The organism is Catellatospora tritici, assembly GCF_019083965.1.
GTDB classification, from domain to species: Bacteria; Actinomycetota; Actinomycetes; order Mycobacteriales; family Micromonosporaceae; genus Catellatospora; species Catellatospora tritici.
On the sequence record NZ_JAHRCY010000009.1, the window covers coordinates 190,169 to 214,601 of the forward strand.

Annotated in this window: 28 protein-coding genes; 12 read left to right on the top strand and 16 right to left on the bottom strand. The window is 71.7% G+C overall.

Annotated features, from left to right (window positions below):
- Positions 1 to 19: 19 nt before the first annotated feature.
- Both KUA19_RS21715 and KUA19_RS21720 read right to left on the bottom strand, forming a co-directional pair.
- The gene (locus KUA19_RS21715; protein WP_217398327.1) at positions 20 to 877 is read right to left on the bottom strand and encodes an NAD(P)-dependent oxidoreductase; all 858 of its coding nucleotides are present in this window, start codon (positions 875 to 877) and stop codon (positions 20 to 22) included.
- Positions 874 to 1,278, bottom strand: a complete 405-nt coding sequence (locus KUA19_RS21720) for a RidA family protein (protein ID WP_217398328.1) — start codon at positions 1,276 to 1,278, stop codon at positions 874 to 876. Before KUA19_RS21720 ends, KUA19_RS21715 begins: the two co-directional genes overlap by 4 nt.
- Positions 1,279 to 1,391: 113 nt before the next feature.
- On the opposite strand from KUA19_RS21720, the gene KUA19_RS44020 reads away from it, so the two are divergent.
- Complete coding sequence (locus tag KUA19_RS44020; RefSeq protein WP_217398329.1) at positions 1,392 to 2,276, top strand: LysR family transcriptional regulator; 885 nt, start codon at positions 1,392 to 1,394, stop codon at positions 2,274 to 2,276.
- 68 nt (positions 2,277 to 2,344) lie between these two features.
- On the top strand, positions 2,345 to 3,076 hold the full coding sequence (locus tag KUA19_RS21730) for a class I SAM-dependent methyltransferase (RefSeq protein WP_217398330.1): 732 nt from the start codon (positions 2,345 to 2,347) through the stop codon (positions 3,074 to 3,076).
- A 36-nt stretch (positions 3,077 to 3,112) separates the two neighbouring features.
- Here the strand turns inward: KUA19_RS21730 and KUA19_RS21735 are convergent, their stop codons facing one another.
- From KUA19_RS21735 to KUA19_RS21745, 3 genes are all read right to left on the bottom strand, one after another.
- Positions 3,113 to 3,895: a hypothetical protein gene (locus KUA19_RS21735; RefSeq protein ID WP_217398331.1), complete on the bottom strand. Its 783-nt coding sequence runs from the start codon at positions 3,893 to 3,895 to the stop codon at positions 3,113 to 3,115.
- A gap of 139 nt (positions 3,896 to 4,034) precedes the next feature.
- On the bottom strand, positions 4,035 to 6,245 hold the full coding sequence (locus KUA19_RS21740; RefSeq protein ID WP_217398332.1) for a SulP family inorganic anion transporter: 2,211 nt from the start codon (positions 6,243 to 6,245) through the stop codon (positions 4,035 to 4,037).
- Between the two features lie 98 nt (positions 6,246 to 6,343).
- Positions 6,344 to 7,219: an aminoglycoside phosphotransferase family protein gene (locus KUA19_RS21745; protein ID WP_217398333.1), complete on the bottom strand. Its 876-nt coding sequence runs from the start codon at positions 7,217 to 7,219 to the stop codon at positions 6,344 to 6,346.
- An 86-nt stretch (positions 7,220 to 7,305) separates the two neighbouring features.
- On the opposite strand from KUA19_RS21745, the gene KUA19_RS21750 reads away from it, so the two are divergent.
- Positions 7,306 to 7,983 (top strand): FAD-dependent oxidoreductase, encoded by a 678-nt coding sequence (locus tag KUA19_RS21750; protein WP_217398335.1) that lies wholly within the window; start codon positions 7,306 to 7,308, stop codon positions 7,981 to 7,983.
- Positions 7,984 to 8,112: 129 nt separating this feature from the next.
- Here the strand turns inward: KUA19_RS21750 and KUA19_RS21755 are convergent, their stop codons facing one another.
- On the bottom strand, positions 8,113 to 9,645 hold the full coding sequence (locus KUA19_RS21755; RefSeq protein ID WP_217398336.1) for an aldehyde dehydrogenase family protein: 1,533 nt from the start codon (positions 9,643 to 9,645) through the stop codon (positions 8,113 to 8,115).
- 93 nt (positions 9,646 to 9,738) lie between these two features.
- Between KUA19_RS21755 and KUA19_RS21760 the strand changes: the two genes are divergently transcribed.
- From KUA19_RS21760 to KUA19_RS21770, 3 genes are read left to right on the top strand one after another with little or no spacing between them, the layout of a single operon-like run.
- Complete coding sequence (locus KUA19_RS21760; RefSeq protein ID WP_217398338.1) at positions 9,739 to 10,107, top strand: VOC family protein; 369 nt, start codon at positions 9,739 to 9,741, stop codon at positions 10,105 to 10,107.
- A gap of 8 nt (positions 10,108 to 10,115) precedes the next feature.
- Positions 10,116 to 10,754, top strand: coding sequence for a hypothetical protein (locus tag KUA19_RS21765; protein WP_217398340.1), 639 nt, complete (start codon positions 10,116 to 10,118; stop codon positions 10,752 to 10,754).
- 17 nt (positions 10,755 to 10,771) lie between these two features.
- Positions 10,772 to 11,200 carry a hypothetical protein gene (locus tag KUA19_RS21770; protein ID WP_217398342.1) on the top strand — a complete coding sequence of 143 codons (429 nt, stop codon included), beginning with the start codon at positions 10,772 to 10,774 and terminating at the stop codon, positions 11,198 to 11,200.
- 1 nt (position 11,201) lies between these two features.
- Here the strand turns inward: KUA19_RS21770 and KUA19_RS21775 are convergent, their stop codons facing one another.
- The 3 genes from KUA19_RS21775 to KUA19_RS21785 all read right to left on the bottom strand — a co-directional run bounded on the left by KUA19_RS21775 (position 11,202) and on the right by KUA19_RS21785 (position 13,066).
- Entirely contained in the window at positions 11,202 to 11,660 is a 459-nt protein-coding gene (locus KUA19_RS21775) for an SRPBCC family protein (RefSeq protein WP_308167565.1), read from the bottom strand.
- Between the two features lie 229 nt (positions 11,661 to 11,889).
- Positions 11,890 to 12,747 (bottom strand): septum formation family protein, encoded by an 858-nt coding sequence (locus tag KUA19_RS42990; protein WP_217398344.1) that lies wholly within the window; start codon positions 12,745 to 12,747, stop codon positions 11,890 to 11,892.
- A 172-nt stretch (positions 12,748 to 12,919) separates the two neighbouring features.
- Positions 12,920 to 13,066, bottom strand: a complete 147-nt coding sequence (locus KUA19_RS21785; RefSeq protein ID WP_217398346.1) for a hypothetical protein — start codon at positions 13,064 to 13,066, stop codon at positions 12,920 to 12,922.
- Between the two features lie 180 nt (positions 13,067 to 13,246).
- Between KUA19_RS21785 and KUA19_RS21790 the strand changes: the two genes are divergently transcribed.
- Complete coding sequence (locus KUA19_RS21790) at positions 13,247 to 13,891, top strand: LysE family translocator (RefSeq protein ID WP_217398348.1); 645 nt, start codon at positions 13,247 to 13,249, stop codon at positions 13,889 to 13,891.
- A 136-nt stretch (positions 13,892 to 14,027) separates the two neighbouring features.
- Here KUA19_RS21790 and KUA19_RS21795 read toward each other — a convergent pair whose 3' ends face one another.
- Positions 14,028 to 14,768 (bottom strand): metallophosphoesterase, encoded by a 741-nt coding sequence (locus KUA19_RS21795; protein ID WP_217398350.1) that lies wholly within the window; start codon positions 14,766 to 14,768, stop codon positions 14,028 to 14,030.
- 127 nt (positions 14,769 to 14,895) lie between these two features.
- Here KUA19_RS21795 and KUA19_RS21800 point away from each other — a divergent pair, with 127 nt between their 5' ends.
- Both KUA19_RS21800 and KUA19_RS21805 read left to right on the top strand, forming a co-directional pair.
- Positions 14,896 to 15,111 (top strand): DUF6980 family protein, encoded by a 216-nt coding sequence (locus KUA19_RS21800; RefSeq protein ID WP_308167566.1) that lies wholly within the window; start codon positions 14,896 to 14,898, stop codon positions 15,109 to 15,111.
- Positions 15,112 to 15,406: 295 nt separating this feature from the next.
- Entirely contained in the window at positions 15,407 to 15,937 is a 531-nt protein-coding gene (locus tag KUA19_RS21805; RefSeq protein ID WP_217398352.1) for a GNAT family N-acetyltransferase, read from the top strand.
- A 98-nt stretch (positions 15,938 to 16,035) separates the two neighbouring features.
- Here the strand turns inward: KUA19_RS21805 and tnpB are convergent, their stop codons facing one another.
- The 4 genes from tnpB to KUA19_RS21825 form a co-directional block, all read right to left on the bottom strand.
- On the bottom strand, positions 16,036 to 17,343 hold the full coding sequence (tnpB, locus tag KUA19_RS21810; protein WP_217398354.1) for an IS607 family element RNA-guided endonuclease TnpB: 1,308 nt from the start codon (positions 17,341 to 17,343) through the stop codon (positions 16,036 to 16,038).
- Between the two features lie 103 nt (positions 17,344 to 17,446).
- Positions 17,447 to 17,797 carry an HIT family protein gene (locus KUA19_RS21815; RefSeq protein ID WP_217398356.1) on the bottom strand — a complete coding sequence of 117 codons (351 nt, stop codon included), beginning with the start codon at positions 17,795 to 17,797 and terminating at the stop codon, positions 17,447 to 17,449.
- Between the two features lie 61 nt (positions 17,798 to 17,858).
- Complete coding sequence (locus KUA19_RS21820) at positions 17,859 to 18,149, bottom strand: hypothetical protein (RefSeq protein WP_217398358.1); 291 nt, start codon at positions 18,147 to 18,149, stop codon at positions 17,859 to 17,861.
- 279 nt (positions 18,150 to 18,428) lie between these two features.
- Positions 18,429 to 19,289, bottom strand: coding sequence for an SAM-dependent methyltransferase (locus tag KUA19_RS21825; RefSeq protein WP_217398359.1), 861 nt, complete (start codon positions 19,287 to 19,289; stop codon positions 18,429 to 18,431).
- An 89-nt stretch (positions 19,290 to 19,378) separates the two neighbouring features.
- On the opposite strand from KUA19_RS21825, the gene KUA19_RS21830 reads away from it, so the two are divergent.
- Positions 19,379 to 20,098 carry a hypothetical protein gene (locus tag KUA19_RS21830; RefSeq protein WP_217398361.1) on the top strand — a complete coding sequence of 240 codons (720 nt, stop codon included), beginning with the start codon at positions 19,379 to 19,381 and terminating at the stop codon, positions 20,096 to 20,098.
- A gap of 185 nt (positions 20,099 to 20,283) precedes the next feature.
- On the opposite strand, the gene KUA19_RS21835 is transcribed toward KUA19_RS21830, so the two are convergent.
- Both KUA19_RS21835 and KUA19_RS21840 read right to left on the bottom strand, forming a co-directional pair.
- Positions 20,284 to 21,225, bottom strand: coding sequence for a 1-phosphofructokinase family hexose kinase (locus KUA19_RS21835; protein WP_217398363.1), 942 nt, complete (start codon positions 21,223 to 21,225; stop codon positions 20,284 to 20,286).
- 7 nt (positions 21,226 to 21,232) lie between these two features.
- Positions 21,233 to 21,784: an SRPBCC family protein gene (locus tag KUA19_RS21840; protein WP_217398365.1), complete on the bottom strand. Its 552-nt coding sequence runs from the start codon at positions 21,782 to 21,784 to the stop codon at positions 21,233 to 21,235.
- 134 nt (positions 21,785 to 21,918) lie between these two features.
- Here KUA19_RS21840 and KUA19_RS21845 point away from each other — a divergent pair, with 134 nt between their 5' ends.
- A complete protein-coding gene (locus KUA19_RS21845) occupies positions 21,919 to 23,136 on the top strand; it encodes an MFS transporter (RefSeq protein ID WP_217398367.1) in 1,218 nt (405 codons plus the stop codon).
- A gap of 53 nt (positions 23,137 to 23,189) precedes the next feature.
- A complete protein-coding gene (locus tag KUA19_RS21850; RefSeq protein ID WP_217398369.1) occupies positions 23,190 to 24,290 on the top strand; it encodes an NAD(P)/FAD-dependent oxidoreductase in 1,101 nt (366 codons plus the stop codon).
- The last annotated feature ends 143 nt before the right edge of the window (positions 24,291 to 24,433 follow it).

The following is a 24,433-nucleotide window of genomic DNA, read 5'->3' on the forward strand; positions in this document are numbered from 1 at the left end:
CCCCGGTGCGATGTGCCACTCAGCCGGGCGTGCCCCGGCCCAGCACCGCGATGTCGCAGTCCCCGTCGCCCCCGGCCACCCCGGCCGAGGTCACGGCCGCGGCGGCCGCGGCGACCGGCAGCGGGCGGTGCGCGTACCCGGTCGCCAGCCGTAGGTCCTTGTCCAGCGCCGCCAGTGTGAACGGCGCCCCGGCGTAGTCCTGCGCGCCGAGCCGGGCGCGACTACGCCCGGCGACGCGTTCGAACGCGCCTGACGCCAGTGTGTCCAGCACCAGCTCGCGGGGCAGCCCGAAGTCCTCGCCCAGGCTCACCGCGTCGCGCATGCCCGCCGCGACCACACCCAGGGCCAGATTCGCGACCAGCTTGAGGGCCGTCGCCGCGCCGACCGGCCCGGCGTGGCGACAGCGACCCGCGTGCGACCAGGCCGCCAGCACCGGCGCCGCCTCGGCCGCGTCAGCCACGTCGCCACCCGTGAGCACGGTCAGCGACCCGGCCAGCACCGCGGGCACCGAGCCGAGCACCGGCGCCTCCAGGTAGCGCAGTCCGGTGGCGACGACACGCGAGGCCAGACCGGACGACTCGTCGGGCCCGACGGTGCTCGCGTTCACGAGCAGGGTGCCCGCGGCCGCCCCGGCCGTGATCCCGTCCGGGGCGAACAGCGCCTGCTCGCTCGCCGGGCCGTCGAACACCATCAGCACGACCAGGTCCGCGCCCGCCGCGGCCGCGGCTGCGGTCGGCGCCTCGGTCGCACCGCGCGCCACCAGGTCGGCGGCCCGCCCGGCGGTACGGTTCCACACCACCACGTCGTGCCCGGCGTCCAGGAGCACCCCGGCGAACGCCGTACCCATGCGGCCAAGCCCGCAGACGGCGACTCTCATGCCCGGTCCGCCGGCACGATCGCCCACGCCTCGATCTCCAGCAGCAGGTCCGGTCGGAACAGCGCCGCCACCTGCACGGCGGTGCTGGCGGGCAGGTGCGACCCCATCACCTCGGCCCGTACGTCCCGGATCGCGGACAGGTAGGCCACGTCGGTGACGAAGTAGCCGAGTTTCACCACGTCGGCGAAGGTCGCCCCGGCGGCGGCCAGTGCGGTGCCGAGGTTGGCGAAGATCTGGCGCGTCTGCGCGAGCGGGTCGCCCGCACCCACGAGCTCGCCGCCCTCGTCGAAGGCGACCTGCCCGGCGACGGCGACCAGGCGGCCGGTGCCGTACACGACGTGGCTGTAGTTGGGGGAACCGGCCAGGCCGTCGGGGGCCGGTATGCGTACGACGTGGGACATGTCGGGTCCTTTCCAGATCGACTCCACGATTGTGGCCGGTCACGGGTCATCGCAGTAGCGCACGTATGTCATCCGAGCCATGCGTGTCTCGCATGGCTGATTAGGCTGCCCGGATGGACCTCACCGCGCTGCGCTCGTTCCACGAGGTATGCCAGCAGGGCTCGATCAGCGCCGCCGCGCAGGCCCTGGGCTACACCCAGTCGGCGGTGTCGCGGCAGCTCGCGACGCTGGAGGCAGCCCTGCGGGGGCCGTTGCTGCAACGGCACGCCCGGGGCGTGCAGCCGACCGAGGCCGGGGAGGCGCTGCTGGCCCACGCGGCGGCGATCCTGGCCCGGGTCGAGCAGGCCACCGAGGAGGTGGCGGCCGCCCGGACCCGGCAGCCCGCGCGGCTGCGCGTCGGGGCGGTGCCCACCGCGGTCGGGCACCTGCTCCCCCGCGCCCTGACCGCGTACGCCGCGACCGACCCTGGCGTGCGGGTCAGCTTCGCCGAAGGGGTCACCCCCCGGCTGCTGCCCCGCCTGCGCGACGGCAAGCTCGACCTGGTCGTGGTCACCGACTACCCACCCGGCCTGCCCGTGCTCGACGGCGTACGCGTGCTGCACCTGCTCGACGACCGGCTGTACCTGGCGCTGCCGCGCACCCACCGGCTGGCCGGGAGGGGCCCGGTCGACCTGGCCGACCTCGCCGACGAGGCGTGGGTCGAGGACTACGCGGGCGCGGCGGCGGTGCTGACCAGCGCCTGCGGCCGTGCCGGGTTCACCCCGCGCGTGGAGATCGAGACCGGCGGCTGGATGGGTAAGCTTGCCTTCGTCGCCGCCGGGTTCGGAGTCTGCCTGGTGCCCGGCCTGCTGGTCCCGGCGATACGGGCCGATGTGACCGTCTGCGAACTGCGCGATCCCCCGGTACGCGCCGTATACGCCGCGCTGCGCGACCGCGACGCCCGCACCGGCCCGGCCGCCCGCTTCGCCGAAGCACTCGCCGGGGTCGCTCGGCCCTGAGCGTGCGCGGCCTGTGAATCTCGACATCCATCCTTGTCACAGCGTCGCGGAAGCGGTTGGGTCGACGTATGGCACGCATCGCCTACGACGGCAAGGACGCGGCGGCGTTCGAGACCTCCCGCCACCTCTCCGACCACGGGCTGGCCGCCTGGCGTGCGGCGGTGGACCGGCACCTGCGCACCGGCCCGCACGACCGCCTGCTCGACCTGGGCGCCGGCACCGGAATGTGGGCGCGAGCCTTCACCACCTGGTACCCCGCCATGGAGGTCATCGCCGTGGAACCCGCCGCGGCCATGCGCGCACGCTGTCGGCATCCGGGAGTGCTGCCCGGAGACGCGGCCGACATCCCGCTGGACGACGACCACGTCGACGCGGCCTGGCTGTCGACGATCATCCACCACGTGCCTGACCTGACCGCCGCCGCGCGGGAGCTGCGCCGCGTGCTGCGCCCCGGCGGCCAGGTGCTGATCCGCTCGGCGTTCCCCGGGCGTCACGAGGCGATCGCGCTGTTCCGCTTCTTCCCCGAGGCCGTCCGCGTCCTGGACACCTTCCCCACTGTCGAAGAGGTCGAAGCCGCTTTCGCCACGGTCGGCATGTCCACGATCGCGTTCGAGCCGGTGCCTCAGATCACCGGCCCGTCGCTGCGCGAACTGACGGCCAACCTGCGCCGGGAGGCGCACACGCCACTTCAGCTGATCACCGACGCGGAGTACGCGGCCGGACTGGCGCGGCTGCACCGCGCCTGCGAGACCGAGGACGGCCCGGTGATCGACACGCTCGACCTGCTCGTCCTGCGCTGACGGGCACGACCTGCACCCAGTCGGCGGCAGTCACCGCTAGGGCGAGGTGATCCGTGCCGACACCGGGGCGCCCCACCAGCCGTTGCGGACGAACAGCGCGGCATACCAGCCCGACTGCGCGGGGGTGACGGCGAGCGTGCCGGTCTGCGGCGTGTACAGGTCGGTGCCCGGCAGGGTCAGCGAGAAGTCCGCCGTGGCGGCGGTCTTGCTCCAACCGCCCGGCGCGCCCGCGCTGCTGCCCAGCACGTACAGGGCGGACAGCCCGCCACTCACGGTGAAGGTGTAGGGCGTGCCCGCGGACAGGTAGACGTCGCGGATGTCGACGATCCAGTCGCCGTAGCCGGTGCCGACGGGCTGGAAGGCGGTCGTGGTCGTCGACAGGGTCTGGTCACCCTGGACGAACTGCACGAGATACTTGACCGGACTGGTGTTGCCGGGGTGACCGTTGACGCGGGTGGCGTACGTCCCGATCGGCAGGCGGCCGGCGTTGTTGTCGAAAGCGACCCAGTCGGCGGGCGAGAACCCGCCAAGGGTGCTGGAGTTCAGCGGGCAGCTCGTCGGATCGTGCAGCACGATGTCGGAGTCGTAGCCCTGCGAGCCGCGGGTCGCCACGACCGACCAGTAGGAGTGGGCGGTGGTGATGCGGTACGTACCCAGGCTCGACTTGAGGACCGCGCCCTCGTCCAGCAGGTCGGACGAGGTGGGAGCCAGGCACGGCAGCGGTCCCCGGGTGGGCACCGCCGATGCCGGCGCGGAGAAGGCCAGCAGCAGTGCGCACACCGTGGCCAGACCGATCGGGACACGCGTCGTACGGATCATCGCCGGACTCCCCTCACCGGGCAGGCCCGCGCCCTCGCGCGGTGGCCCTCATCGTGGGCGCGGACCGTCGCCGTGCCTAGGCGGCCGTCAGCATCTCGACAGGGACGGGGCGGCCCGGTCGGGGGCCGCCCCAGGGCGTTCACACCCGGCTCGGGGTGTCCACCGCCGTGAACGTGTGGTCCGGGCCGAGCAGGTGCACCCGGCTGGTGGCCAGGTCGAAGTACATGCCGACAAGTTCCAACCGCCCGTCGGCGACCCGTTCCCACACCGCCGGGTAGGTGGCCAGGTGCTCCAGTTGCTGCACCACGTTGGTCTGGCAGAGCCGGGTCAGGTGGTCGGCATCGGACGGCGGGGCCGACTCGACCCGGGTCAGACTCGGCCGGGCATGCCGCAACCAACGGCCCAGGTGCGGCATCGGCGCCGGATGCGTCACCGGCCGCAGCAACGCGGCCAGCGCGCCGCAGCCGGAGTGGCCGCACACGGTGATGGTCCGCACCTGCAGCACGTTCAGCGCGAAGTCGACCGCCGCGCCGACGCTGGGATCGGCGTCGCCGTCCTCGGAGCGAGGCACCAGGTTGCCGACGTTGCGCACCACGAACAGGTCGCCGGGGCCGGTCGCGGTGATCAGGCTGGGCACGACGCGTGAGTCCGAGCAGGTGAGGAAGAGCTGTGTCGGCTGCTGTCCGGTGCGGGCCAGGTCGGCCAGCAGCGGGGCGATGCGCCGGGCGGCGTGGTGGTGGAACATGCGCGCGCCGCGTACCAGCCGCTCCTTGGCACCGCCCGCCGATGCCGCGTCGGCCGCCGGGTCGGTCTCGGCCGAGTCGGGCGCGGCCGTACGGTGGATGCGGGGCAGCCACCACGCGGTCGGGTGCAGCTTGCGGGCCGGGGGCCGCTGGCCGGTGACGGCGCCCGCGTACCAGTCGTGGTGCAGTTCGTGCACCTCGACGGTGCCGCCGCCGCGCTCGTGGCCGACCAGCCAGTCGTGCAGCGCGGTCACCGCCGCGTGGTCCATGAAGTCGGCGTTGAGCTCGACCGACACCACCGTCGCCGCAGGGATGCGGGCCAGTTCCCGGCTCAGCCGCGGCACCGCCAGGAACGTCACCGAGCCCTCGACCAGCACGTGCCAGCCCTGCCCGTCGAGGTAGGCACGCACCGTGGCGTGGGTGAGGCGCCACGCCGACAGCAGCAGCGCGCAGGCCATACCGATAAGGACGCCTTCGAACAGGCCCAGCACCACGACCGACAGCAGGGTCAGCAGGTAGACCGGGGTCTCCCGGTGCTGGTGCACCTGCTGGGCGTGGGTGAGGTTGACCATCTGCACACCGGTGTAGACCAGCAGCGCCGCCAGGGCGGGCAGCGGGATCAGCTCGATCACCGGCACCGCCGCGACGACCAGCACCAGGATCCAGACGCCGTGCAGCACCGTGGACAGCCGCGAGCGGGCTCCGGCGCGTACGTTCGTCGAGGACCGGACGATCACCCCGGCCACCGGCAGGCCGCCCAGCGCCCCGGCGACCATGTTCGCCGCACCCTGCCCGCACAGCTCGCGGTCCAGATTGACCCGCGGGCCGGAGTGCATGCGGTCGACCGCGACCGCGCACAGCAGCGACTCGACGCTGGCCACCATCGCGATCGCGCCGACCGCGGCCAGCGCGGCGTGCAGCGGGCCGCCCGGCCACTGCGGCCCGGCCTCGAAGGACAGGATGTCGTCCGGTATCTCCACCCGCCGCACCGGCCAGCCGGTCACCACGGCGGTGGCCGTGCCGACCACGATCGCCGCCAGCGGCGCCGGAATCACCTTGGGCAGCGCCGGAACGTAGCGCCACAGCGCCAGGACCACGAGCGTGAGCACCCCGATCAGTACGGCCGTGGTGTGGTTGTGCATCAGCTCGCGCGGCAGCGCCTTCAGGTTGGCCAGCGCCGAGGCCTGCGGCGCGTCGCCGAGCAGCACGTGCACCTGCGACAGGACGATCACGGCGCCGACCCCGGCGAGCATGCCGTGCACCACCGCCGGAGACACCGCCAGCGCGGCGCGGGCCACCCTCGACGCTCCGAGCAGCAGCTGGAGCAGACCCGCCGCGACGGTGATCGCGCACGCGCCGCGCCAGCCGAACGTGGCGACCGTCTGCGCCACGATCAGGGTCAGCCCGGCCGCCGGGCCGCTGACCTGCACCACCGAGCCGCCGAGCACGCCCGCGACGATGCCACCGACGACCGCGCTGATCAGGCCCGCGATCACCGGCGCCCCGGACGCCACCGCGATGCCCAGCGACAGCGGCAACGCGACCAGGACCACCACCAGAGAAGCGGGCAGATCAGCCCGCAACCGTTCCCGCCAGAACCCGTTCATCCACCCATCACTTCCCTCCGTCGACACCCTGTCTCCGTTCTCAACGGCGCCAAGCTGTGAGAACGCTGATGCTGAGATCAACGAAAGGAGGGTGCGGGCTAGGAGCGCAGCAGGCTGTGCAGGTACGGCTCGAGCAGGTCAAGTGGGCCGGGTGGCGCATCGTTGTCGTACATGTCGAAGAAGGCGAGCAGGTCGGCGTGCGGGTCGTGCTCGTCCAGCATGGGCAGCAGGGCGTCGGCGGCGGTCTGCCCGTACGCGAGCAGCAGGTTGGCGCGCAGGTAGCCGAAGTCGTAGCCGGGGGTGCCACGGGAGGAGTTGGTCCAGTCGACGATGCCGGTCAGGCGGCCGTCGCGCCACAGCGTGTTGCCCGGATGGAAGTCACGATGCAGGAACACGCCCGGTGCGCCGGCTGGTGCCGGTCGGGCGGCCGCCGCGATGGCGTCGTGCCACAGTCGGGGCCTGGTGCTGGCGGGGGGCGGCGCGAGGCGGCTCAGGTCGGTGTACGGCTGCCAGTCCGGCAACCCGAAACCGGCCAGGGCATGCAGCACGTTGCCCGCCTCGACGAGCTGGCGCAGCAGGTCGGGCGTCAGTTCCTCGGCCCCGTCGGCGCGATGGGTGACGCTGTGCAGCATGACGCCGGGCAGCCATGTCATCAGCAGGGCGGGAAACTCGCACTCGGCCGCGCCCGGGTCGGCGTCGACCAGCCGGGGCACGGGCAGGCCGCTGCCCTCCAGCATGGTCAGGGCGCGCATCTCGTCGTACGCGGTGAAGACCGGTGGGTCGTCCGCCCAGCCCGGCCGCGACCACAGCCGCAGCACGTAGCTCGCCTCGGCGGTGTGCACGGCGCTGACGCTGCTGGCGATGCCGCCCTTGAGCGCGACGACGGCCGTCACCGGGCCGGGCAGCACGCGGGCGAGCCAGGCCAGGGTGGGTGCGCCGGGGGCGGGATGCTCGGGTGAGGTCGGGAACTCCACCCGCCCATCGTCGCCGCCTGGGGTCGGCTGCCCCAGTGGGTTTCTGCGAAGATGTGCGCGACATCCCGTTCAGAGACGAGGTACGCATGCCCCGGCTGCACCTGATCGGCAGTGCCCACGAGTACGGTGACGTGCACACCTACCGGTTCCGCCCGGAGGGTCGGCTGGACTTCCGCCCCGGCGAGTACGGTCACCTGTTCTTCCCGCAGCTGCTGCGCCGGTTCACCAAGCCGGTGCGGGAGATCTCGTTCGCCTCGGCGCCCGGCGACGACGAGGTGTGGTTCACCCTGGACCACTCGTCGAACTCGCCATTCCAGCAGCACTTCCGGGCACTGGCGCCGGGTGCGCCGATGCAGGTGTTCGGCATCGGCGGACATCTGCGGCTGCCTGACGACGCGGCCCGGCCGCTGGTGCTGGTCGGCGGCGGCATCGGCGTGACGCCGTTCCGGTCGATCCTGCGCCACCTGCGCGCCCACCAGCCGAGCACGCCCGTGGCGCTGGTGCACGCCGCCCGCGAGCACCACCTGTACGCGGCCGAGTTCGCGCAGATGCCGATCGCGTACCACCGCGTCGGCCGGGCCGAGCTCGCGGCGAAGTTGGCCGAGGTGGCCCTGATCGAACCGCCCGCCGCGTATCTGGTGGCCGGTTCGGACAGCTTCGTTGCCGCCGCCGCCGAGCAGTTGCGCATCGCCGCCGTCCCCGACGACGCCATCCAGACCGACACCTTCAAGGGCCTGCACGACCTCGACACCGTCGCCGCCTGACCCCGCCGCCAGCCTCACCGCGCCGCCCGCCTGGCGACGCCGCCCGACCGACGGCGCCGCCCGCCTGACGGCGTTAGGAAGGGGCCCTTCTACATCAGATAACGATAAGAAGGGGCCCTTCCTTATCTCTCAGAGGCGGAAGGTGAGGTCGGGGGTGATGGTGGCGACGTCCATCTGGGCTTTCTGGAGGCGGCCGGAGTAGTCCCAGTTCATCGACTGCCAGCGGGTGAACTGGTCCAGCACCCACATGCCGGACTGGCGGCTGCCGTTGCCGGAGCGGCCGTTGCCGCCGAACGGCAGGTGCGCCTCGGCGCCGGAGGTGGAGTTGTTGACGCTGACCATGCCCGCGCCGATGCCGCGCCGGAACGCGAACGCCTTGCCCGGGTCGGTGGTGTAGATCGCGCTGGACAGGCCGTACCCGGGGGCGTTGGCCAGCTCGATCGCCTCGTCGAGGCTGCGGTAGGTGGTGACGCCGACGATCGGGCCGAACGTCTCCTCGTCGAAGATCGCGTCGCCGGGGCGTACGCCGTCAACGACGGCAGGGTGGTAGAAGAGCCCGCGCTCGGGGTCGCCGACGAACCCGGGGCGCGGGTTGGTGGCGGTGACGCGCCCGGTCGGGCCGAGGACGCGCTGGGTGTCGGTGATCGACTTGAGGTGGCCCTCGTAGGAGGTCGCGAAGCGCTCGTCGAGCAGCGGGCCGTACAGCACGTCGCGGGTCGGGTCGCCGATCGCGGCGGCGTCGACGGCCGCGGTGAACCGGCGCAGGAACTCGGCGTGCACCGACTCGTGCACGATCGCGGTGCCCAGCGAGGTGCAGCGCTGCCCGGCGGTGCCGAACCCGGCGAACAGCGCGCCTTCGACGGCCAGGTCCAGGTCGGCGTCCTCGGTGACGACCATCGGGTTCTTGCCGCCCAGCTCCAGGCAGGGCGTCTGCAGGTGGCGGCCGCACAGCTCGCCGATGGCCCGGCCGACCTCGGTGGAGCCGGTGAAGCCGACCTTCTGCACCAGGCCCTGCTCCAGTGAGGTGCGCAGTCCGGCGAAGGTCTGCGGGCCGTCGGCGTGCACGATGTTGAGGACGCCTGCGGGCAGGCCCGCGCGGGCGAACAGCTGGTAGAGCGCGTCGGCGCTGGCGGCGGCGTACACGGCGGGCTTCCAGACGACCGTGTTGCCGCACAGCAGCGCGGGCACCAGATACCAGGACGGTACGGCGACCGGGAAGTTGCCCGCCGTGATGATCATCGCGGTGCCGACCGGCTCGCGGAAGGTGAACAGCTGCTTGTCGGGCATCTCCGACGGCACGGTCTGGCCGTAGAGGCGGCGGCCCTCGCCGAGGAAGAAGCGGCAGGTGTCCACGATCTCCTGGACCTCGCCGCGCGCCTCGGCCAGCGGCTTGCCGATCTCGCGGGTGACCAGGCGCGCCAGCGCTTCGGCGTTCGCCTCGACCAGGGCGCCGACGCTGGCGACGACCTGTCCGCGTACCGGTGCGGGCACGTCGGCCCAGGCCCGCTGGGCCGCGTGCGCCGCCCGCGCGGCCGCGACCACCTCGGCGGGCTCGCCCAACCCGACCTGCGCGACGACGTCGGCGAGATCCGCCGGGTTGCGGCTGTCCACGACACGCGCGGTGGCGTCGGCCGGGGCACCGCCGATGATCGAACGAAGCATGCCAGCATCATGCTCCCGCCACGACGCCGCGTCGAGCACCCGCGAAGATCCAGAATGCCTGGATTTCCGTATACCTTCTGGCACACTGTCCGAATGCAGCGAGTGACGGGTATCGGTGGCGTGTTCCTGCGCGCCCGCGACGCCGACGCCATGCGGAACTGGTACCGCGACCACCTGGGCATCGACGTCTCCGCGTGGGGCGGCCACAAGTTCTTCTGGCAGGCGGGCGGCTCCACCACCTGGTCGGTGTTCGAAGCCGACAGCGACTACTTCGGCAGCACCGAGCAGCCGTTCATGCTCAACTTCCGCGTCGACGACCTCGGCGCGATGCTGGCGCAGCTGCGCGCCGCCGGGGTCAAGGTCGTCGACGAGGTCGAGGACGGCGAGTTCGGACGGTTCGGCTGGGCGTACGACGTCGAGGGCAACCGCATCGAGCTGTGGCAGCCCCCGCTCGGTCAGTGATCCGGACGATGAAGCGGTTCCTGACCCGCAAGCGGACCTGGCCCGACGGCTTCAGCCTGCTGCACGTCTACCTGCTGCCCGACCTGGATCACGACCTGGACCTGGCGCGGCTGGTCGACGACTGCGGTCAGGTGCTGTCCGCGTACGACTTCATCAAGCCCGTGCCGACACCCTGGCTGCACGCCACCGTCGCCCCGGTGATGGGCGTGCCCGCCGCCACCGTCGACGCAGCCACCCGGGCCGAGTTCGCCGCCCGCCTGCGCGTCGCCCTCGGCGGCCTGCCCGCGTTCACGTTGAGCGCCGGGTCACCGCTGGCCGGGTCGACCACGGTCGGACTCGACCTCGACGGCGACCTGCCCGGCCAGCCCCTGCACACCGTGTACACGCTGACCCGCAAGGTCATCGGCGAGCTGTTCGGCCCCGGCGCACTGGCGTACGACGCCATGCCCGGCCACGTGACCCTGGCCTACGCCACCGGCAGCGGCGACTCCGGCGAGGTGCAGTCCACGCTGCGCACCCGCGTGCGGCCCAGCCACGCGCCGATGACCGTCCGGCAGGTGCACCTCGTGGACGTGACGCAGCATCGTGGCGACCTCGTGTACTACAGCTGGCGCGTGCTCGACCGCATACCGCTGCTCGCACCGTAGCGTGCGATCATCGGCGCATGAGCGAGCAGTGGCGCACGGTCGAGGACATCAACGCGGCCCGCAGGCAGCGCGAAGACGCCATCCCCGGGTACGAGCCGCCGGCCGCGTTCGGCCTCGGGCAGCTCGTCGGTGACCGGGTCGAGTTCGCGCACGTCAACGTCGGCTCGGGCCTGCTGCCCGCGGTGGTCGTCGCGGCCCTGTGCGGGCATGTCGCCGGCAGCGCGTCGCACCAGCTCACCCCGGCACAGCTCGACGCGGCGCTGGCCGAACTCGCCCCCGCCGAGGCCTGCACCGACCTGCCGCACCACAACCTGTGGGGCTGGCGGAAGCTACGCGACACGCTGTCCGACGGCGACCGGCTCGTCGCGGTGTACGCCGACGACCTGTCCGCGAGCAGCGACGACCCGCACGTGGCCGCCCTGCTGGCGCACGCGGCCGAGCGCTGACTCAGGAACGCGCCATCCGGCGGGCCAGCTCGGCGGCGCGAAACAGCTGCACCGAGCGGGCCTGGCCGGTGACGAAACCCTTCAGCGGGGCGGGCATCGACAGGTCCAGCCGCTCCAGGATGCGGGTGCCGTCGCCGTCGGGAACCAGCTCGACCGTGGACTCCAGCCGCACGCCGCCGGGGCTCTTCACGCTCTGGGCCAGCTTCGACTGGTCGGGCAGCGTACGCATGCGGACCTTGATGGGGTTGTCCCAGCGCAGCTTCTTGAGGAACTTGAAGCGCTCGACGGCGATGTAGTCGAGGACCGGGCGGTCGCGTTCGTCGACGGCCATCTTCACGTCGCGGACGGTCACCACCAGCGGGGACAACCCGATATAGCTGTTGGGGTCGGCCAGGTGCCGGAACACGTCGTCCAGCGCCGCGTCGACCCGCCATTCATGCTCCAGCACCGCCTTGGCCACGTGCCCAGCGTAGGCCCCCGCGGTCCATACCACCACCTGTCACCGCCCGGCCCGCCGCCCGCCCGCCGCCCGCCGCCCGCCGCCTGCCCGCGTCGCGCACATGATCAGCTGCAGTTTCGGGGAATGTGCTGGAATTCGGGCCAAGATTCGTGCAGTTTCCCCGAAACTGCATGTCGGACATACCGGCAGGGCCGTGTGCATGGCGGCCCTGCCGAACGGCGGTGTGGCTCTACCAGGGCACGCCCTTGCCCTTGGTGCCCTTGGCCGAGCCGGTCATGTTCTTGGGCCAGAAGTAGACGAAGCAGCGCACGTCACGTCGCTTCGACCAGTCGCTCTCACCACGCATCACATCGCCGTAGTAATACAGCTTGGACGACGACTTCGACACCCCGACATACGCGGCGACCACCGCCGCGCAGCTGTTGTGGACCGGCTTCCAGGTCGCCTCGTCGGCCGGGTACTTGGTGCCGACCGGCATGACCACCGCGCCCGCGTACTCGGCCTGGTGTGCCGTGGAGCAGGCGACGTCGTGGATGTCGACGATCTCGTTGTTGGCCTCGGTCATGGTCTGGCAGGTGTACCGCAGCTTCGCCGGGATCTTGCCCGACATGTCCTGGTCGGTGGAGGCCGGGGAGCCGAGGGCGTGGTACGGGATCAGGTCGCACTCCCACCAGCGCGGGCCGTCGGACGAGTTGGCGGACTTGTCGTGGACGACCTGGATTTCGAGCTTGCCGTTGCGCCAGTCCTCACCGAGGAACTTGCGCGCCATCTTGTCGCATTCGAGGTAGGCCTTGTCGACGTCCTCGACGCTCACGATGCCCGACCCCAGCGTGCCGACTCCGGCGATCTGCAGGTCGTGGGACTCGGTACAGGCGACGACCTTGTCGGCCTCCCGGTCCTGGGCGACCTTCTCGATGTCGCCGCCGATGACGTTCAGGCAGTTGCCCACCTTCGGCTCGTACGCCGCGGCGGCCGAAGGGCTCGGGCTGCCATCGGCCTGGTTGTCGCCTGGCGCCGAGGGCGACGAACACCCGGCTGCGAACATGAGGGCGGCGCCCGCGATCAGTGCGAGACGTCTATATGTCACGGTTCTCTCCCCGTTTCGGATTCCGCGACCCTACGGGGAAGATCACCAATGAAGATCGTCCGACCGGGCACACCTGGCCCGGCCACCGGGCTCGGAAACTCGACCGGGCACGATGGACGATCCGGTTGAGCCGCAGCCCAGTGGCCGTGGCGACCACCGTGATCGCGCCCCCTCAGCCTTGGGCACCGCGGCCGTTCGGCACGGACACCGAGAAGCCGTCATCGAAGGCCGCCTGGGCCGGGCCGGCGAATCCGACCGTGCTGACGGCCACAGCCAGCGCACTGGCCGCCACCACCGCCCGCTTTCGTGAATTGGCCATGGCCCGGAGCCTGGATACGGAGCACCCAGCCGACATCCGGTCGCGATTGGACATCGACCACAACCGCTGCCGTAGACGGTTGTCATCCCACCACGGGCACCGACCGAGGAACCCGATGTCCGGCCACGTCCTGGTGATTGGCCTTCGACACGCGCTCCCCCTCGCTGACAGGATCGCACCATGATCAGTTTTGGCGCGGCACTCGGGGTCGCCGCAGTGGCGCTCGGCATGGTGCTCACCCCCGGCCCGAACATGATGTACGTCGTCTCCCGCAGCATCGGCCAGGGACGCCGGGCAGGCCTGATCTCCCTCGCGGGCGTCGCGGTCGGCTTCGTCGTCTACATCGTCGCCACCGCGCTCGGACTGTCAGCGCTGTTCACAGCGGTCCCGGAGCTCTACCTCGGCGTGAAGATCGCTGGAGCCGCCTACCTCGCCTACCTGGCGTGGCAGGCGATCCGCCCCGGCGGCACCTCCGTCTTCAGCCCGGTGGAACTGCCGCCGCATCCGCCACACCGGCTGTTCCTGATGGGCCTGCTCACCAACCTGCTCAACCCGAAGGCCGCCATCATGTACGCCTCGTTGATCCCGCAGTTCATCGACGTCTCAGCGGGCCACCTGCTGCTGCAGAGCCTCCAGCTCGGCAGCGTGCAGATCTGCGTCAGCCTCGCCGTCAACTCGGCACTGGTGCTCGCCGCGGGGACGATCGCCGCGTTCCTGTCCCGCCGCCCGAGCTGGCTGCGGGTCCAGCGGTATGTCACCGGCTCGATGCTGGGGCTCATCGCGGTGAAGCTCGCCACCGACCCGGGCCGACCCGTCCCGGCCTAGACGGTCGGCTCGTCGGCTGCCGCCGGGTCGGACGCCGTGGCCGACGACGGCCCACTTTCGCGAGTTGGCCATGGTCAGGAGCGTAGGCACGCCGAGGTTCATCCCGCTGCGGGCCACCAGCCGAGGAGCGGGCGGTTCAGGGCTGCACCGCGCGGTAGTGCGTGGTGATCCGGTGGTCGTCGTCGAGGACGTGGAAGGCGAGCCCGACCGGTGCCTCGTGGTCCAGTTGCGGGCCGTGCTCCCAGGGCAGGCGCAGGGTCGACGCGACGCCGGGGGCGATCAGGAGCGGGCGTCCGGCGAATACGGTGGTGGCGGCGGTGTGGGCGTGGCCGCTGAGCAGTGCGATCACGTTCGGGTATCCGGCGACGAGGTCGGCCAGCGGCTGAGCGTCGAACTGGCGGAGGCTGTCGATGAACGGTTCGTGCAGCACCGCGGGCGGGTGGTGGAACGCGATCAGGACGGGTGCCCCGGCGGCGTCGGCGAGGACGGTGCGCAGCCAGTCGAGGGTCTCGGGAGCGAGTACGCCGTCGTCGCGGCCGGGGATGGTGGAGTCGCACAGGGCGAGGATCGCGGCACCGGCCTGCACCGTACGGTTCAGTGGAGCGTCCGAGGGCGGTTGGCCTAGCAGGAACTCGCGGAAGGCGGCGCGGTCGTCGTGGTTGCCGGGGAGGGTGACCAGCGGGGATACGGCGGACAGGGTCTCGCGGGCCTGCTCGTACTCCTCGGGCAGGCCGTTGTCGGTGATGTCGCCGGTGACCAGGACGAGGTCGGCGGGGCGGCGCAGTGCGGCCAGGTAGGCCATCACCTTGGCGGCACGGGCGGCGCTACGCTCGCGGCCGTCGAAGTGGGTGTCACTGACGTGGGCGATGACGTACAAGCGGTACTCCCCTGTGCAGCGCGGTAGCCGATGAGTTGCCGCCCGAACCAGCTCACGGTAACGCCCTCGCCACGGCTTGTGGGCAACATCGTTCTGGCTGGTCGACGCCGGGAATTACAGTCAGGCGGTGATCCACTGCTGCGACATGATGAAGGCCAACGCCGAGCATCGCTGCGACGACCATCCCGATCCGTTCGACTGCGCAGACAACCTGATCTGGTATGACCCAGAGTCAGGCCGGTACGGTCTGATCATCCACGATGGCGGCTCGTCTTTCATCGCGATCAGGTACTGCCCCTGGTGCGCCACCGAACTACCGCATGATCCTGAGGACCTCGAGTAGGTCCGGCTGCTGGGTCACGGAGCTGAGGCAGTGGCGCGGACATACCTCGGGCTGTCGCCCGTGCCGCGGTCGGGCGCTCCCTCCGGGCTGATGCTATCGAGGCTGTTAGGTCCGGCCTGTCCTACGCCAGGACGTCCGAAGGTGTCGAGCCGCTGGGCATGACGACCTGCGCTGCACGAGCCGGGTTCGTTGTGGCGATTGGCAGCTGCCCGTACGGATGGCCGTGCGGCTCGCAGCAGATGCGCGAGGGAAGTCGGGCCAAGGCGCGTGCTCGGCCCAGGCTAGATTCGGTCGCGTGCGTATCATCACCAGCGATCGCCTGCTGCTGCGTCCCTGGCGCGACGACGACGCCGACTTCCTCCTGGATGTCGAGTCGCGCTGGGAGGTCGTGCGCTTCCTGGGTGCGCATCCCACGACCATGCGCACCCGCGAGGACGCGCTCGCCTCGATCGCACGCCGACGCGCCATCGACGACCCGATCCACGGAATCTGGGTGATCACCACAGCCACGGACGGCCAGCGGATTGGAAACATGCTGCTCAAGCCAATTCCGCTGTCGGCCGGCGAACCCTCCGGCGGCCCGAAGGACGCCGAGATCGGCTGGCATCTACATCCGGACGCGTGGGGACACGGCTACGCCACCGAAGCAGCGAAGGTGGTCCTCGAGGACGCGTTCAGTCGGGGTTTGCCGAAGGCCCTCGCGGTCACTGATCCCGACAACCACGCCTCCCAGGCCGTATGCCGGCGGCTCGGCATGACCCACCTGGGCCGCACGACGAAGTATTACGACACCCCGAACGAACTCTTTGAGAAGCTGCCCCGCTGACCGGCGGGTTCATGTTCCTCTACTTGTTCTTCGCGGTCTTGATGATGCTGACCGTCGGGCCCTTTTCTAAACCGGGCCTCTCTGTCGTCGCCTATCTCTCAGCCAAGGGCGGAGCGGATTCGCGCCGCCAACTCGGCCGTCTGTTCCGGGCTGTAGTCCAGGATGCCGTTCTCGGCCATGAGCGCGTGGTACTGCTGCTTCTCGTATGGCACCCCGGACGGCAGCGGCACCACGTGCCAGTGGATGTGGCAGGTGTAGGCCCGTACCCGCAGCGGCAGTTTGGGTTTCACGGCGCCGCAGGACGAACACGTCTTCGAGGAGGCGAACCAGCGGTCGGCCACGACCACCCGCCCACCACGCCAGGCGATCTTGTACTCCAGTTGCCGCCGCAGGGTGGCCCAGCCCGCGTCGGCGATGTGCCGGGCCAGGCGCCGGTTGGCCATCATGCCCTTGATGTTGAGGTCCTCGACGACCACGGTGCCGTAGGTTGCGGCGAGGGTGGTGGTGAGTTTGTGCAGGCCGTCGGTACGCAGGTTTGCGACCCGGGCGTGCGCGCGGGCCAGCCGTGCCTTGGCCTGCCGCCAACGCCGCGACGGCTGCCGGCCGGTGCGCCGGTCGGGTCCCTGTCTGCGGGACAGGGTCCGGGCCGCGCCGCGCAGCCGTGCGGCGGCGGCGGCCAGGTGGCGGGGGTTGGGCACGACCAGGCCGGTCGACAGCACCGCCAGGTTGGCGACCCCGACATCGACACCGACGGTCCGCCCCGGATGGGCGGGGGTACGGATGGTGCGGGTGACGTCTACCGTGAACGACACATGCCAACGCCCGCCGGTATGCCGGACGGTGGCCGACAGGATCCGGGCCGTACCCGCGTACAGACGCCGGGCCAGTTTGCGGGTCGACTCATGGGTACGGATCCGACCCAACCTCGGCAGGGCCACATGGTGGCGGGTGTCCTCGACCCGGATCGTGCCGGTGGTGAACCGCACCGACGGCACCACCCGGCGACGCGACCTGAACCGCGGAAACCCGACCCTGGGCCCGGCGCGGCGGCCACTGCGCGAGGCCGACCAGTTGCCCAACGCCCGCGCCAGGCCGTCCAATCCGGTGTTGTACGCCTCCTTCGAGCACTGCGCCCACCACGGCGCCACCTGCGGCTTGGCCGCGTTCCAGGCACGGCGCAGCGCGGGCAGGGTCCAACCCAACGCCGGGGTCAGCTGAGCGTCGGTCAGGCCGTAGGAGCGCTCGGCGGCGCGCTGGCCGAGGTTGGCGCGTACCGCGGCCAGGGCCCAGTTGAACGCGAACCGGCCCGCACCGGCATGCCGGTACAGGTCACGGTCCTGAGCCGGAGTCGGGTCGAGGGCGAAACGATACGCCTGCACCACCACCCAACCGGCCACATCAGACACACGGCACACGCTAGACACCGGGTACGACAACACCGGCCACCACCAGCCAGGCACCACCCCGGACCGAGCACACCAACGACCACTGGAGCACACCAAAGCTCACCTAACCACCAGCAGTTCGAAACCCCAGCGACAGCAGGTACGTACGCTCCGGCTGCGTCACCTCTCCCACCGCGCTGGCGACTCGATGCACCACGGCCTGCAGCGCCAGATACTCGTCCGGCGCGAGGTCGCGGACCACGTCCTCGACGTGACGACACGGAACGACCAGCGTGTAGCCAGGCTGGGTCGGGTAGCGGCTGAGGAATGCGGCGTAGACACCATCGTCGTAGACCAGTTCGTGCTCGTAGCCGGGCTCACCGGCGAGGAATGCGCAGATGAAGCACCTTCCGGAGCGGACTCGGTGCTCGTAGGCCGCGAGGTCCATCGGCACTCGATCAGCAAGATCACCCATCGAGGCATGGTAGCGACAATCCGCTCAAGCCCGGGGTTACTCTTTCGCGGACAGCGGTCCCTCACTCCGCCTGGTGAGCGACGACCTCACCGGCTGTGATCTGGGGCGGGTTCGGCAGCAGGGACGCCAAATTCTCCTTCACCCAACCTGCGGCTCTCCTATTCGACTCCTCCGCGCCTTCCAGACTCTCAAAGACGCTCGTCGACACCATCACGCCGTTTCCGGCGTCGACCCAGTAATAGGCGAGGAGGCCCGGAACTGCGCTGATGATCGGGACGAACCCCTCTTTCACGCGCCGCGCCGCCTCGCGAGGATCAGTCACCCCGTCGTAACGACGTACGGTTGCATACATGCGTCCCCCCGTTCCTGAGTGAAAGTCTGACATGTGGCAATCGTGAGCTTTGCTATATAGACCCTTTTTTAGAGCACGTCACTTGCAGGAGACGTCGGGCAATGGCGAGTCTTCGCACTCGCACCACGCCCGACCTGTCCGTCAAGCTCGCCCCACTACGGAAAGCGGCCTCGCCCGCCGTGATGACGGGCGAGGCCACTCCCGGCTCGCACCACGGCAACCATACGACATAGTCGACTCGGTAGTCACTGCTCCGGGTATGCCAACTTCGCCGCCGAGTCAGTCGGCACGGCGCAGTTCGAGGAAGCGGTAGTTGAGCAGGCCGCGCAGCAGCGCCCACTGCAGCGCGTCGCCGCCCACCAGCGACTGCCAGTACGGCCCCGACGGCCGGAACACCCGCCCCACGGCCAGCAGCGCGCTGATGAACCGGTCCCGCGGCCGCCGCAGTTCGAGATACGCCGTGAGGTCGAGGTCGCGTACCAACGTGAGCCCGTGCCGGGCGGCCACGGCGCGCACCTCCTCGACGGTGAGCAGCGAGCCGACGTGCCAACCGGTGCGGAACTCGGCCATGCGGCGCGCACTGCACGGCGAGTCCGGCGCGGCCACCGGGGTGCGGAAGTCGTCGCAGACGATCAACCGACCGCCTGGGCGCAGACAGCGCGCCGCCTCGCGGAAGTATCCGTCGGCGTCCGGGCTGTGGATGAACGCCTCGATCGAGAACGCCAGGTCCGCCGAACCGGCCAGATCGTCAGGCAGGGACAGATAGTTCCCCTCCCGGCAGCGTACCCGAGCACCCAGCCCGGCCTGCTCGATCAGCTCGGCCGCCCGTACCGCCTGCGCCCGGCTGATCGTGACACCCTCGCCGGTCAGGTCGGTCCGGCTCGCGAGGTGCAGCAGGCTCGCGCCCAGCCCGCAGCCGAGATCCAATACCGACGGAACCGCCACCTGCGGCGGCAGCGCGGCGAGGATCAGCTCGTCGACGTGATGGAACGCGTCAGCCCGGGTGGTGACGCCCGGTCCCCACACCGCCCGGTGGATGGACGCCCCGCCCTGCCCCAGCCGTTCGAAGGCGGCGGCGTTGTTGTCGTAGTAGCGCCGTACCCGCTCGGTGCCCGCTGTGGCCTCGGCCTCGGTCGTCATTCCGCCGACTGTAGACAGCACAACCGCTCGGTCAACCCCTTGCGACGCCTGGCGGTGTAACGGCCGCCCCCGGCGGGTAATCGGCGGTCATGCACCGACGTACCGTCCTGACTGGACTTTGCCTCGCACCGCTGCTCGCGGCCGGTTGCGCCCCGTGGCGGGAGGACGGCCCGGAGCGCGGTCGCGACGGGTTCGGGCGGGCGCACACCGTGGCGGCGGCCCGGGGCGAGCGCGACACCGCCGCGCTGACGGTCGTCAGCGGGGCCACGACTGTCACCGTGCGCGCGGCCGACCTGGGCGACGACCTCTTCCGCGTCAGTACGCCCGAGGACTCCGGCATCTCCCCCGACATGATCGAGTCCGGCGGCCGCCATCAGCTGCACCTGTCCTCGACCGGCGACCACGGTCCGGCCGTCGTCGAAGTCCTGCTCAACGAGCAGGTGCGCTGGGATCTCCGCTTCTCCGGCGGGGCGACCGAGACGCTGGTCGACATGGGCACCGGGCGGCTCGGCGGGCTCGACTTCACGGCTGGCTCGAGCCGCATCGAGGCGGTGCTGCCGCGTCCGGAAGGGACGCGGACGGTCCGGATGGCCGGAGGTGCGAGCGATTTCCTGGTACGGGCACCGCAGGGCGTTCCGGTCCGGGTCAGCGCCGGTGGCGGCGCGGCCGACGTGACCGTCGACGGCCAGCGCCGCTCCGGCGTGGCGGGCGGCTCGGTGTTCGCCCCGCCCGGCTGGGACACCGCCGCCGACCGCTACGACGTCGACGCGGTAGCCGGAGTCTCCAGCCTCACCGTCACGCGCGCCTGACCCGGCCCACCGCAACATCGATAGTCCTGCGGTGATGCGGAAAGCCGCGATCTTCGGCCCTGGTCCCGTCGATGATCGCCGTCCGCGGTCGAAACCTGGGCCTGGAGCCGAGAAAGCGACCGCAGACAGCGATCTTGGACGGGACCAGGCCCGAAGATCGGCGCCTGCGGTCAGGGTCGACGAGTTCAGCCCGCAGCCGGGGTGGCCCAGGGGGTGATCTCGATCTGGGGATGCAGGTCGCGGTAGACAGCGGGGTCGAAAGCGCCCGCGTACGGGACGGCCACCGCGGCCGCCGAGACGGCGACGGCTTCGCGTAGGCGCTGCGGCCAGGGCAGGCCGTGCACGTGGGCTCGCGCGAGCGCCGCCACGCACGCGTCCCCGGCGCCGGTCGGGTTGCCGGTGAGCGGGTGCGGCAGCCGGGCCCGCCACCTCCCGTCCGCGGTCGCGGCGGCCAGGCCGCCCGCGCCGAGGGAGGCGACGATGTCGCGCGCCCCGAGGTCGCGTACGGCGGCCACCGCCTGGGCGGCCGTGGCGGGGTCGGCGGCGGACAGGCCGGTGAGGGCACGCAGCTCGTACGCGTTGGGTTTGACCAGGTTGGGGGCGGCGGACAGGCCGTGGCGCAGCGGGGCGCCGTCAGCGTCGAGGATGGTGTCGGCACCGGCGGCGTGGGCGAGCGCGACGAGTTCGGCGTACGCGGCCTCGGGCACCCCGGCGGGCAGCGACCCGGACAGCACCACCAGTCGCACGCCGGGCAGCAGCCCCGAGAAATGCGCCGTGAACGCCTGCCACTCATCGGGTGTGACGACCGGCCCGGGTTCCCAGAAGCCGGTCGCGTCCTCGCCGTCGCCGACCACGACCGTGCGCCGGGCGTCGGCGGCGACCGGCGCGAACGCCTCGGCGATCCCATCGGCGGTCAGCAGTTCGCGGACGCGGGCGCCGGTCGGGCCGCCCGCCAGGCCGGTGGCGACGACCGGTTCGCCCAGGGCGTGCAGCACCCGGGCCACGTTCACGCCCTTGCCGCCCGCCCGCTGCGCCACCGCGGTGACGCGGTGGGTGCTGTGCGGGACGAGTCGGTCGACGGTGTAGGTGACGTCAAGCGCGACGTTGAGCGTGACGGTGAGGATCACGTGCGGCTTACTCCTGGTCGGGGGTGGCGGGCAGGCCGAGCTTGGCCGCGTACGCGTCGCGCAGGTCGGCCCAGCCGTGGGCCAGCGCGGCCTGGCCGCGGATCGCCTGGACCGGTTCGCCGTCGAGCAGCCGGGCGCAGACGTCGAGGCACAGGTGCCAGCCCGCGGCGACCTTGGGCAGCCAGTCGCGGTCGGTCATGGTGTGGCGCAGGGTGAGCCGGGTGCCCGCGCCGGGGGCGGAGACGAGTTCCCAGCGCAGGTTGTCCTCGCCCCAGGTGTTGACGAGCAGCACGGGCGGCTCGGCGCGCAGCACCTCGGCGGCCAGGTCGTGGCGCTCGTCGCCGTCGACCATGGTGAGCACCGCGCCGCCGGTGCCGCTCAGGTCGCGGTCGGCGTCGAACGGCGCCCAGCGCGACAGTCGCCGCGGGTCGGTGAGCGCGGTCCACACGGTGTGCGGCGGGTGCGGCAGGTCGCGGGTGAACACCAGCGTCCAGCGTTGGCCGTTCGGTTCGCACTGCACGTCGGCGAGTGTTCCGGGTACGGCGGTGTGGTGGTTCATGTGTCGGCCCCTTCCCAACGGCGTCCTGTCCCATGTAACACCGTCGCCGGTCGTGACCGGCGCCACACCCGAAACGGGAAGGTGTGTTTACAGTTCTCGGTTCGTGATCAGTACTGACCCTGGGGAGGCGACGGATGGCCCGGCTGTGGACGCGTGACTTCACGCTGTACTTCGTGGCGCGCGCGGTGGCGCTGCTCGGCGACGGGATGCTGCCCGTCGCCGTGGCGCTGGCGGTGCGTGAGGCGGGGCACGGCGCCTCCGGGGTGGGCCTGGTGCTGGCCTCGTTCATGGTGCCGTTCGTGGCACTGATCCTGTTCGGCGGTGTGCTGGCCGACCGGGCCGGGGCTCGGCGCCTGATGGTCGGCGCCGACCTGGTCCGCGTCGGCACGCAGACGGTCACCGCGGTCGCCCTGTTCACCGGGCACGCGCCGCTGTGGCTGCTGGTGAGCATGTCGGCGCTGGCGGGAGCGGCGGCGGCGATGTTCCAGCCGGGCGTGGCCAGCATGGTGCCGCTGCTGGCCGGGGACGTGCAGCGGGCCAACGGGGCGCTGCGGGTCGCCGACGCGGGCGCGCAACTGCTCGGCCCGGCCCTGTCGGCGGTGCTGGTCGTGGCGATCGGCGCGGGCACGGTGTACGCGCTGAACGCGGCGACGTTCGCCGTCAGCGCCGGGTGCCTGCTCGCGCTGCGACTGCCCGCACATCCGGTCGCAGCGGCCGCGAGCACCACCACGCTGCGGCGGGACCTGCGCGAGGGCTGGGCGGAGTTCCGGTCGCGCAGCTGGATGTGGAGCGTGATCCTGATCTGGTTCGGGTACGGCGTGATCCTGTTCGGACCGCTGATCCCGATCGGGTCGGCGCTGATCACCGACCGGCTCGGCGACGCGGCGTACGGGTGGGCGATGTCGGCGATGGGGGCCGGGACGGTGCTCGGCGGGCTGGCGGCGATGCGGCTCAAGCCGGTCCGCCCGCTGGCGGCCGGGGCGATGGTGCTGGTCGGGTTCGTGCTGGTGCCGTTGACCACGGCGCTGGGCGCGCCGCTGCCGGTGCTGCTGGCCGGGCACGCGGTGGGCGGGCTGTCCTGGGCGTTCTGGTCGGTCATGTGGGCCACCAGCGTGCAGACGCAGATCCCGCGCGACGTGCTCAACCGCGTCTCGGCGTACGAGGTGGCCGGGTCGGTGCTCGGGATTCCGCTCGGACAGGTGCTCGCCGCGCCGCTCGCGGCGCTGCTGGGGGCGGAGCGGCTGCTGCTGGCCGGGTGCGTGGTCGGTGTCACCGGCTGCGCGCTGCTGCTGGTCATCGCGCCGATCCGGCGGCTGCGCCGGGTGGAGACGCCCGCACTGGTCCCGGCCTGACAGGCGCTGAGGCATTTACATACATACATAACTGACGGTACTGTCTCGCAGGCATGACGGACTTTCTCGTCGTGGGCGGCGGGATCGCCGGGGCCGCGGCCGGTTACTTCCTGTCCCGGCACGGCGCGGTGACGCTGGTCGAGATGGAGACCGCGCCGGGCTACCACGCCACCGGCCGCTCGGCGGCGCTGTTCTCCGAGTACTACGGCAACGAGACCGTGCGCGCGCTGACCGCGGCGAGCAGGCCGTTTCTCACCGACCCGCCCGCCGGGTTCGCCGAGCACCCGCTGCTGACCCCGCGCGGGGTGGTCGCGCTGTGCCCGGCCGGGGCCGAGGAGCTGTTCGAGACGGCGCTGGCCCGGGGGCGGAGCGCGCCGGTGCCCGCGTACGAGATCGGGCCCGACGAGGTGGCCCGGCACTGCCCGGTGGTGCGCCCGGAGTGGTTCACCCGCGCCCTGCTGCGCCCGGCCGCCGCCGACATCGACGTGGACGCGCTGCACCGCGGCTTCCTGCGCGGGGTCACCGCCGCGGGCGGCCTGGTGCTGACCCGGGCCCGGCTACAGGAGCTGACGCGCGATGGCGCCCGCTGGCGCGCCCGCACCACCGCGGGCGAGGTGCGCGCGGCCGTGGTGGTCAACGCGGCCGGGGCCTGGGCCGACGAGGTCGCGGCGCTGGCCGGGCTGCGGCCGGTCGGCCTGGTGCCCCGGCGGCGTACGGCGTTCCTGGTGGACGGGCCGGAGGGCGCGAGCGCCTGGCCGATGGTCTGCGACGTGACCGAGACCTTCTACGTCAAGCCGGAGTCGGGGGCGCTGCTGGTGTCACCGGCGGACGCGACGCCGGCGGTGCCCGGCGACGCCCGCCCGGAGGACCTGGACGTCGCGCTCGGGCTGGAACGGCTGCGGGAGGCGACCACGCTGCCCGCGCGGCGGGTGCGGCACGCCTGGGCGGGGCTGCGCACCAGCGTCGCCGACGACGTGCCGGTGGTCGGCCCGGACCCGGCCGCCGACGGCTTCCACTGGCTGGCCGGGCTCGGTGGATACGGCGTGCAGATCGCCCCGGCGGTGGGCCGGGCGCTCGCCGCGGCGGTCGCCGGAGGGCCGGACGCACTCACCGAGGTGAATGAAATGATGGCGGTGAAGCGCCTCCTCTCCTGATACCGCCACCTGTGAATCTTGCGGACAACTATTTAAAGTCTCGTAAACGATCCCCGTAGATATTCGCAAAGCCCTCTGTATGCTTTAGTCTTCCCCTCCATCAGGCATGTGCACTCATGGATGGATCGCTGTCGCCTGCGCCA

Coding starts and splice junctions, on each gene's coding strand:
- KUA19_RS21715 (WP_217398327.1), bottom strand. CDS start 877: ATGAGAGTCGCCGTCTGCGGGCTTGGCCGCATGGGTACGGCGTTCGCC.
- KUA19_RS21720 (WP_217398328.1), bottom strand. CDS start 1,278: ATGTCCCACGTCGTACGCATACCGGCCCCCGACGGCCTGGCCGGTTCC.
- KUA19_RS44020 (WP_217398329.1), top strand. CDS start 1,392: ATGGACCTCACCGCGCTGCGCTCGTTCCACGAGGTATGCCAGCAGGGC.
- KUA19_RS21730 (WP_217398330.1), top strand. CDS start 2,345: ATGGCACGCATCGCCTACGACGGCAAGGACGCGGCGGCGTTCGAGACC.
- KUA19_RS21735 (WP_217398331.1), bottom strand. CDS start 3,895: ATGATCCGTACGACGCGTGTCCCGATCGGTCTGGCCACGGTGTGCGCA.
- KUA19_RS21740 (WP_217398332.1), bottom strand. CDS start 6,245: ATGAACGGGTTCTGGCGGGAACGGTTGCGGGCTGATCTGCCCGCTTCT.
- KUA19_RS21750 (WP_217398335.1), top strand. CDS start 7,306: ATGCCCCGGCTGCACCTGATCGGCAGTGCCCACGAGTACGGTGACGTG.
- KUA19_RS21755 (WP_217398336.1), bottom strand. CDS start 9,645: ATGCTTCGTTCGATCATCGGCGGTGCCCCGGCCGACGCCACCGCGCGT.
- KUA19_RS21760 (WP_217398338.1), top strand. CDS start 9,739: ATGCAGCGAGTGACGGGTATCGGTGGCGTGTTCCTGCGCGCCCGCGAC.
- KUA19_RS21765 (WP_217398340.1), top strand. CDS start 10,116: ATGAAGCGGTTCCTGACCCGCAAGCGGACCTGGCCCGACGGCTTCAGC.
- KUA19_RS21770 (WP_217398342.1), top strand. CDS start 10,772: ATGAGCGAGCAGTGGCGCACGGTCGAGGACATCAACGCGGCCCGCAGG.
- KUA19_RS21785 (WP_217398346.1), bottom strand. CDS start 13,066: ATGGCCAATTCACGAAAGCGGGCGGTGGTGGCGGCCAGTGCGCTGGCT.
- KUA19_RS21790 (WP_217398348.1), top strand. CDS start 13,247: ATGATCAGTTTTGGCGCGGCACTCGGGGTCGCCGCAGTGGCGCTCGGC.
- KUA19_RS21815 (WP_217398356.1), bottom strand. CDS start 17,797: ATGGGTGATCTTGCTGATCGAGTGCCGATGGACCTCGCGGCCTACGAG.
- KUA19_RS21820 (WP_217398358.1), bottom strand. CDS start 18,149: ATGTATGCAACCGTACGTCGTTACGACGGGGTGACTGATCCTCGCGAG.
- KUA19_RS21825 (WP_217398359.1), bottom strand. CDS start 19,289: ATGACGACCGAGGCCGAGGCCACAGCGGGCACCGAGCGGGTACGGCGC.
- KUA19_RS21830 (WP_217398361.1), top strand. CDS start 19,379: ATGCACCGACGTACCGTCCTGACTGGACTTTGCCTCGCACCGCTGCTC.
- KUA19_RS21840 (WP_217398365.1), bottom strand. CDS start 21,784: ATGAACCACCACACCGCCGTACCCGGAACACTCGCCGACGTGCAGTGC.
- KUA19_RS21845 (WP_217398367.1), top strand. CDS start 21,919: ATGGCCCGGCTGTGGACGCGTGACTTCACGCTGTACTTCGTGGCGCGC.
- KUA19_RS21850 (WP_217398369.1), top strand. CDS start 23,190: ATGACGGACTTTCTCGTCGTGGGCGGCGGGATCGCCGGGGCCGCGGCC.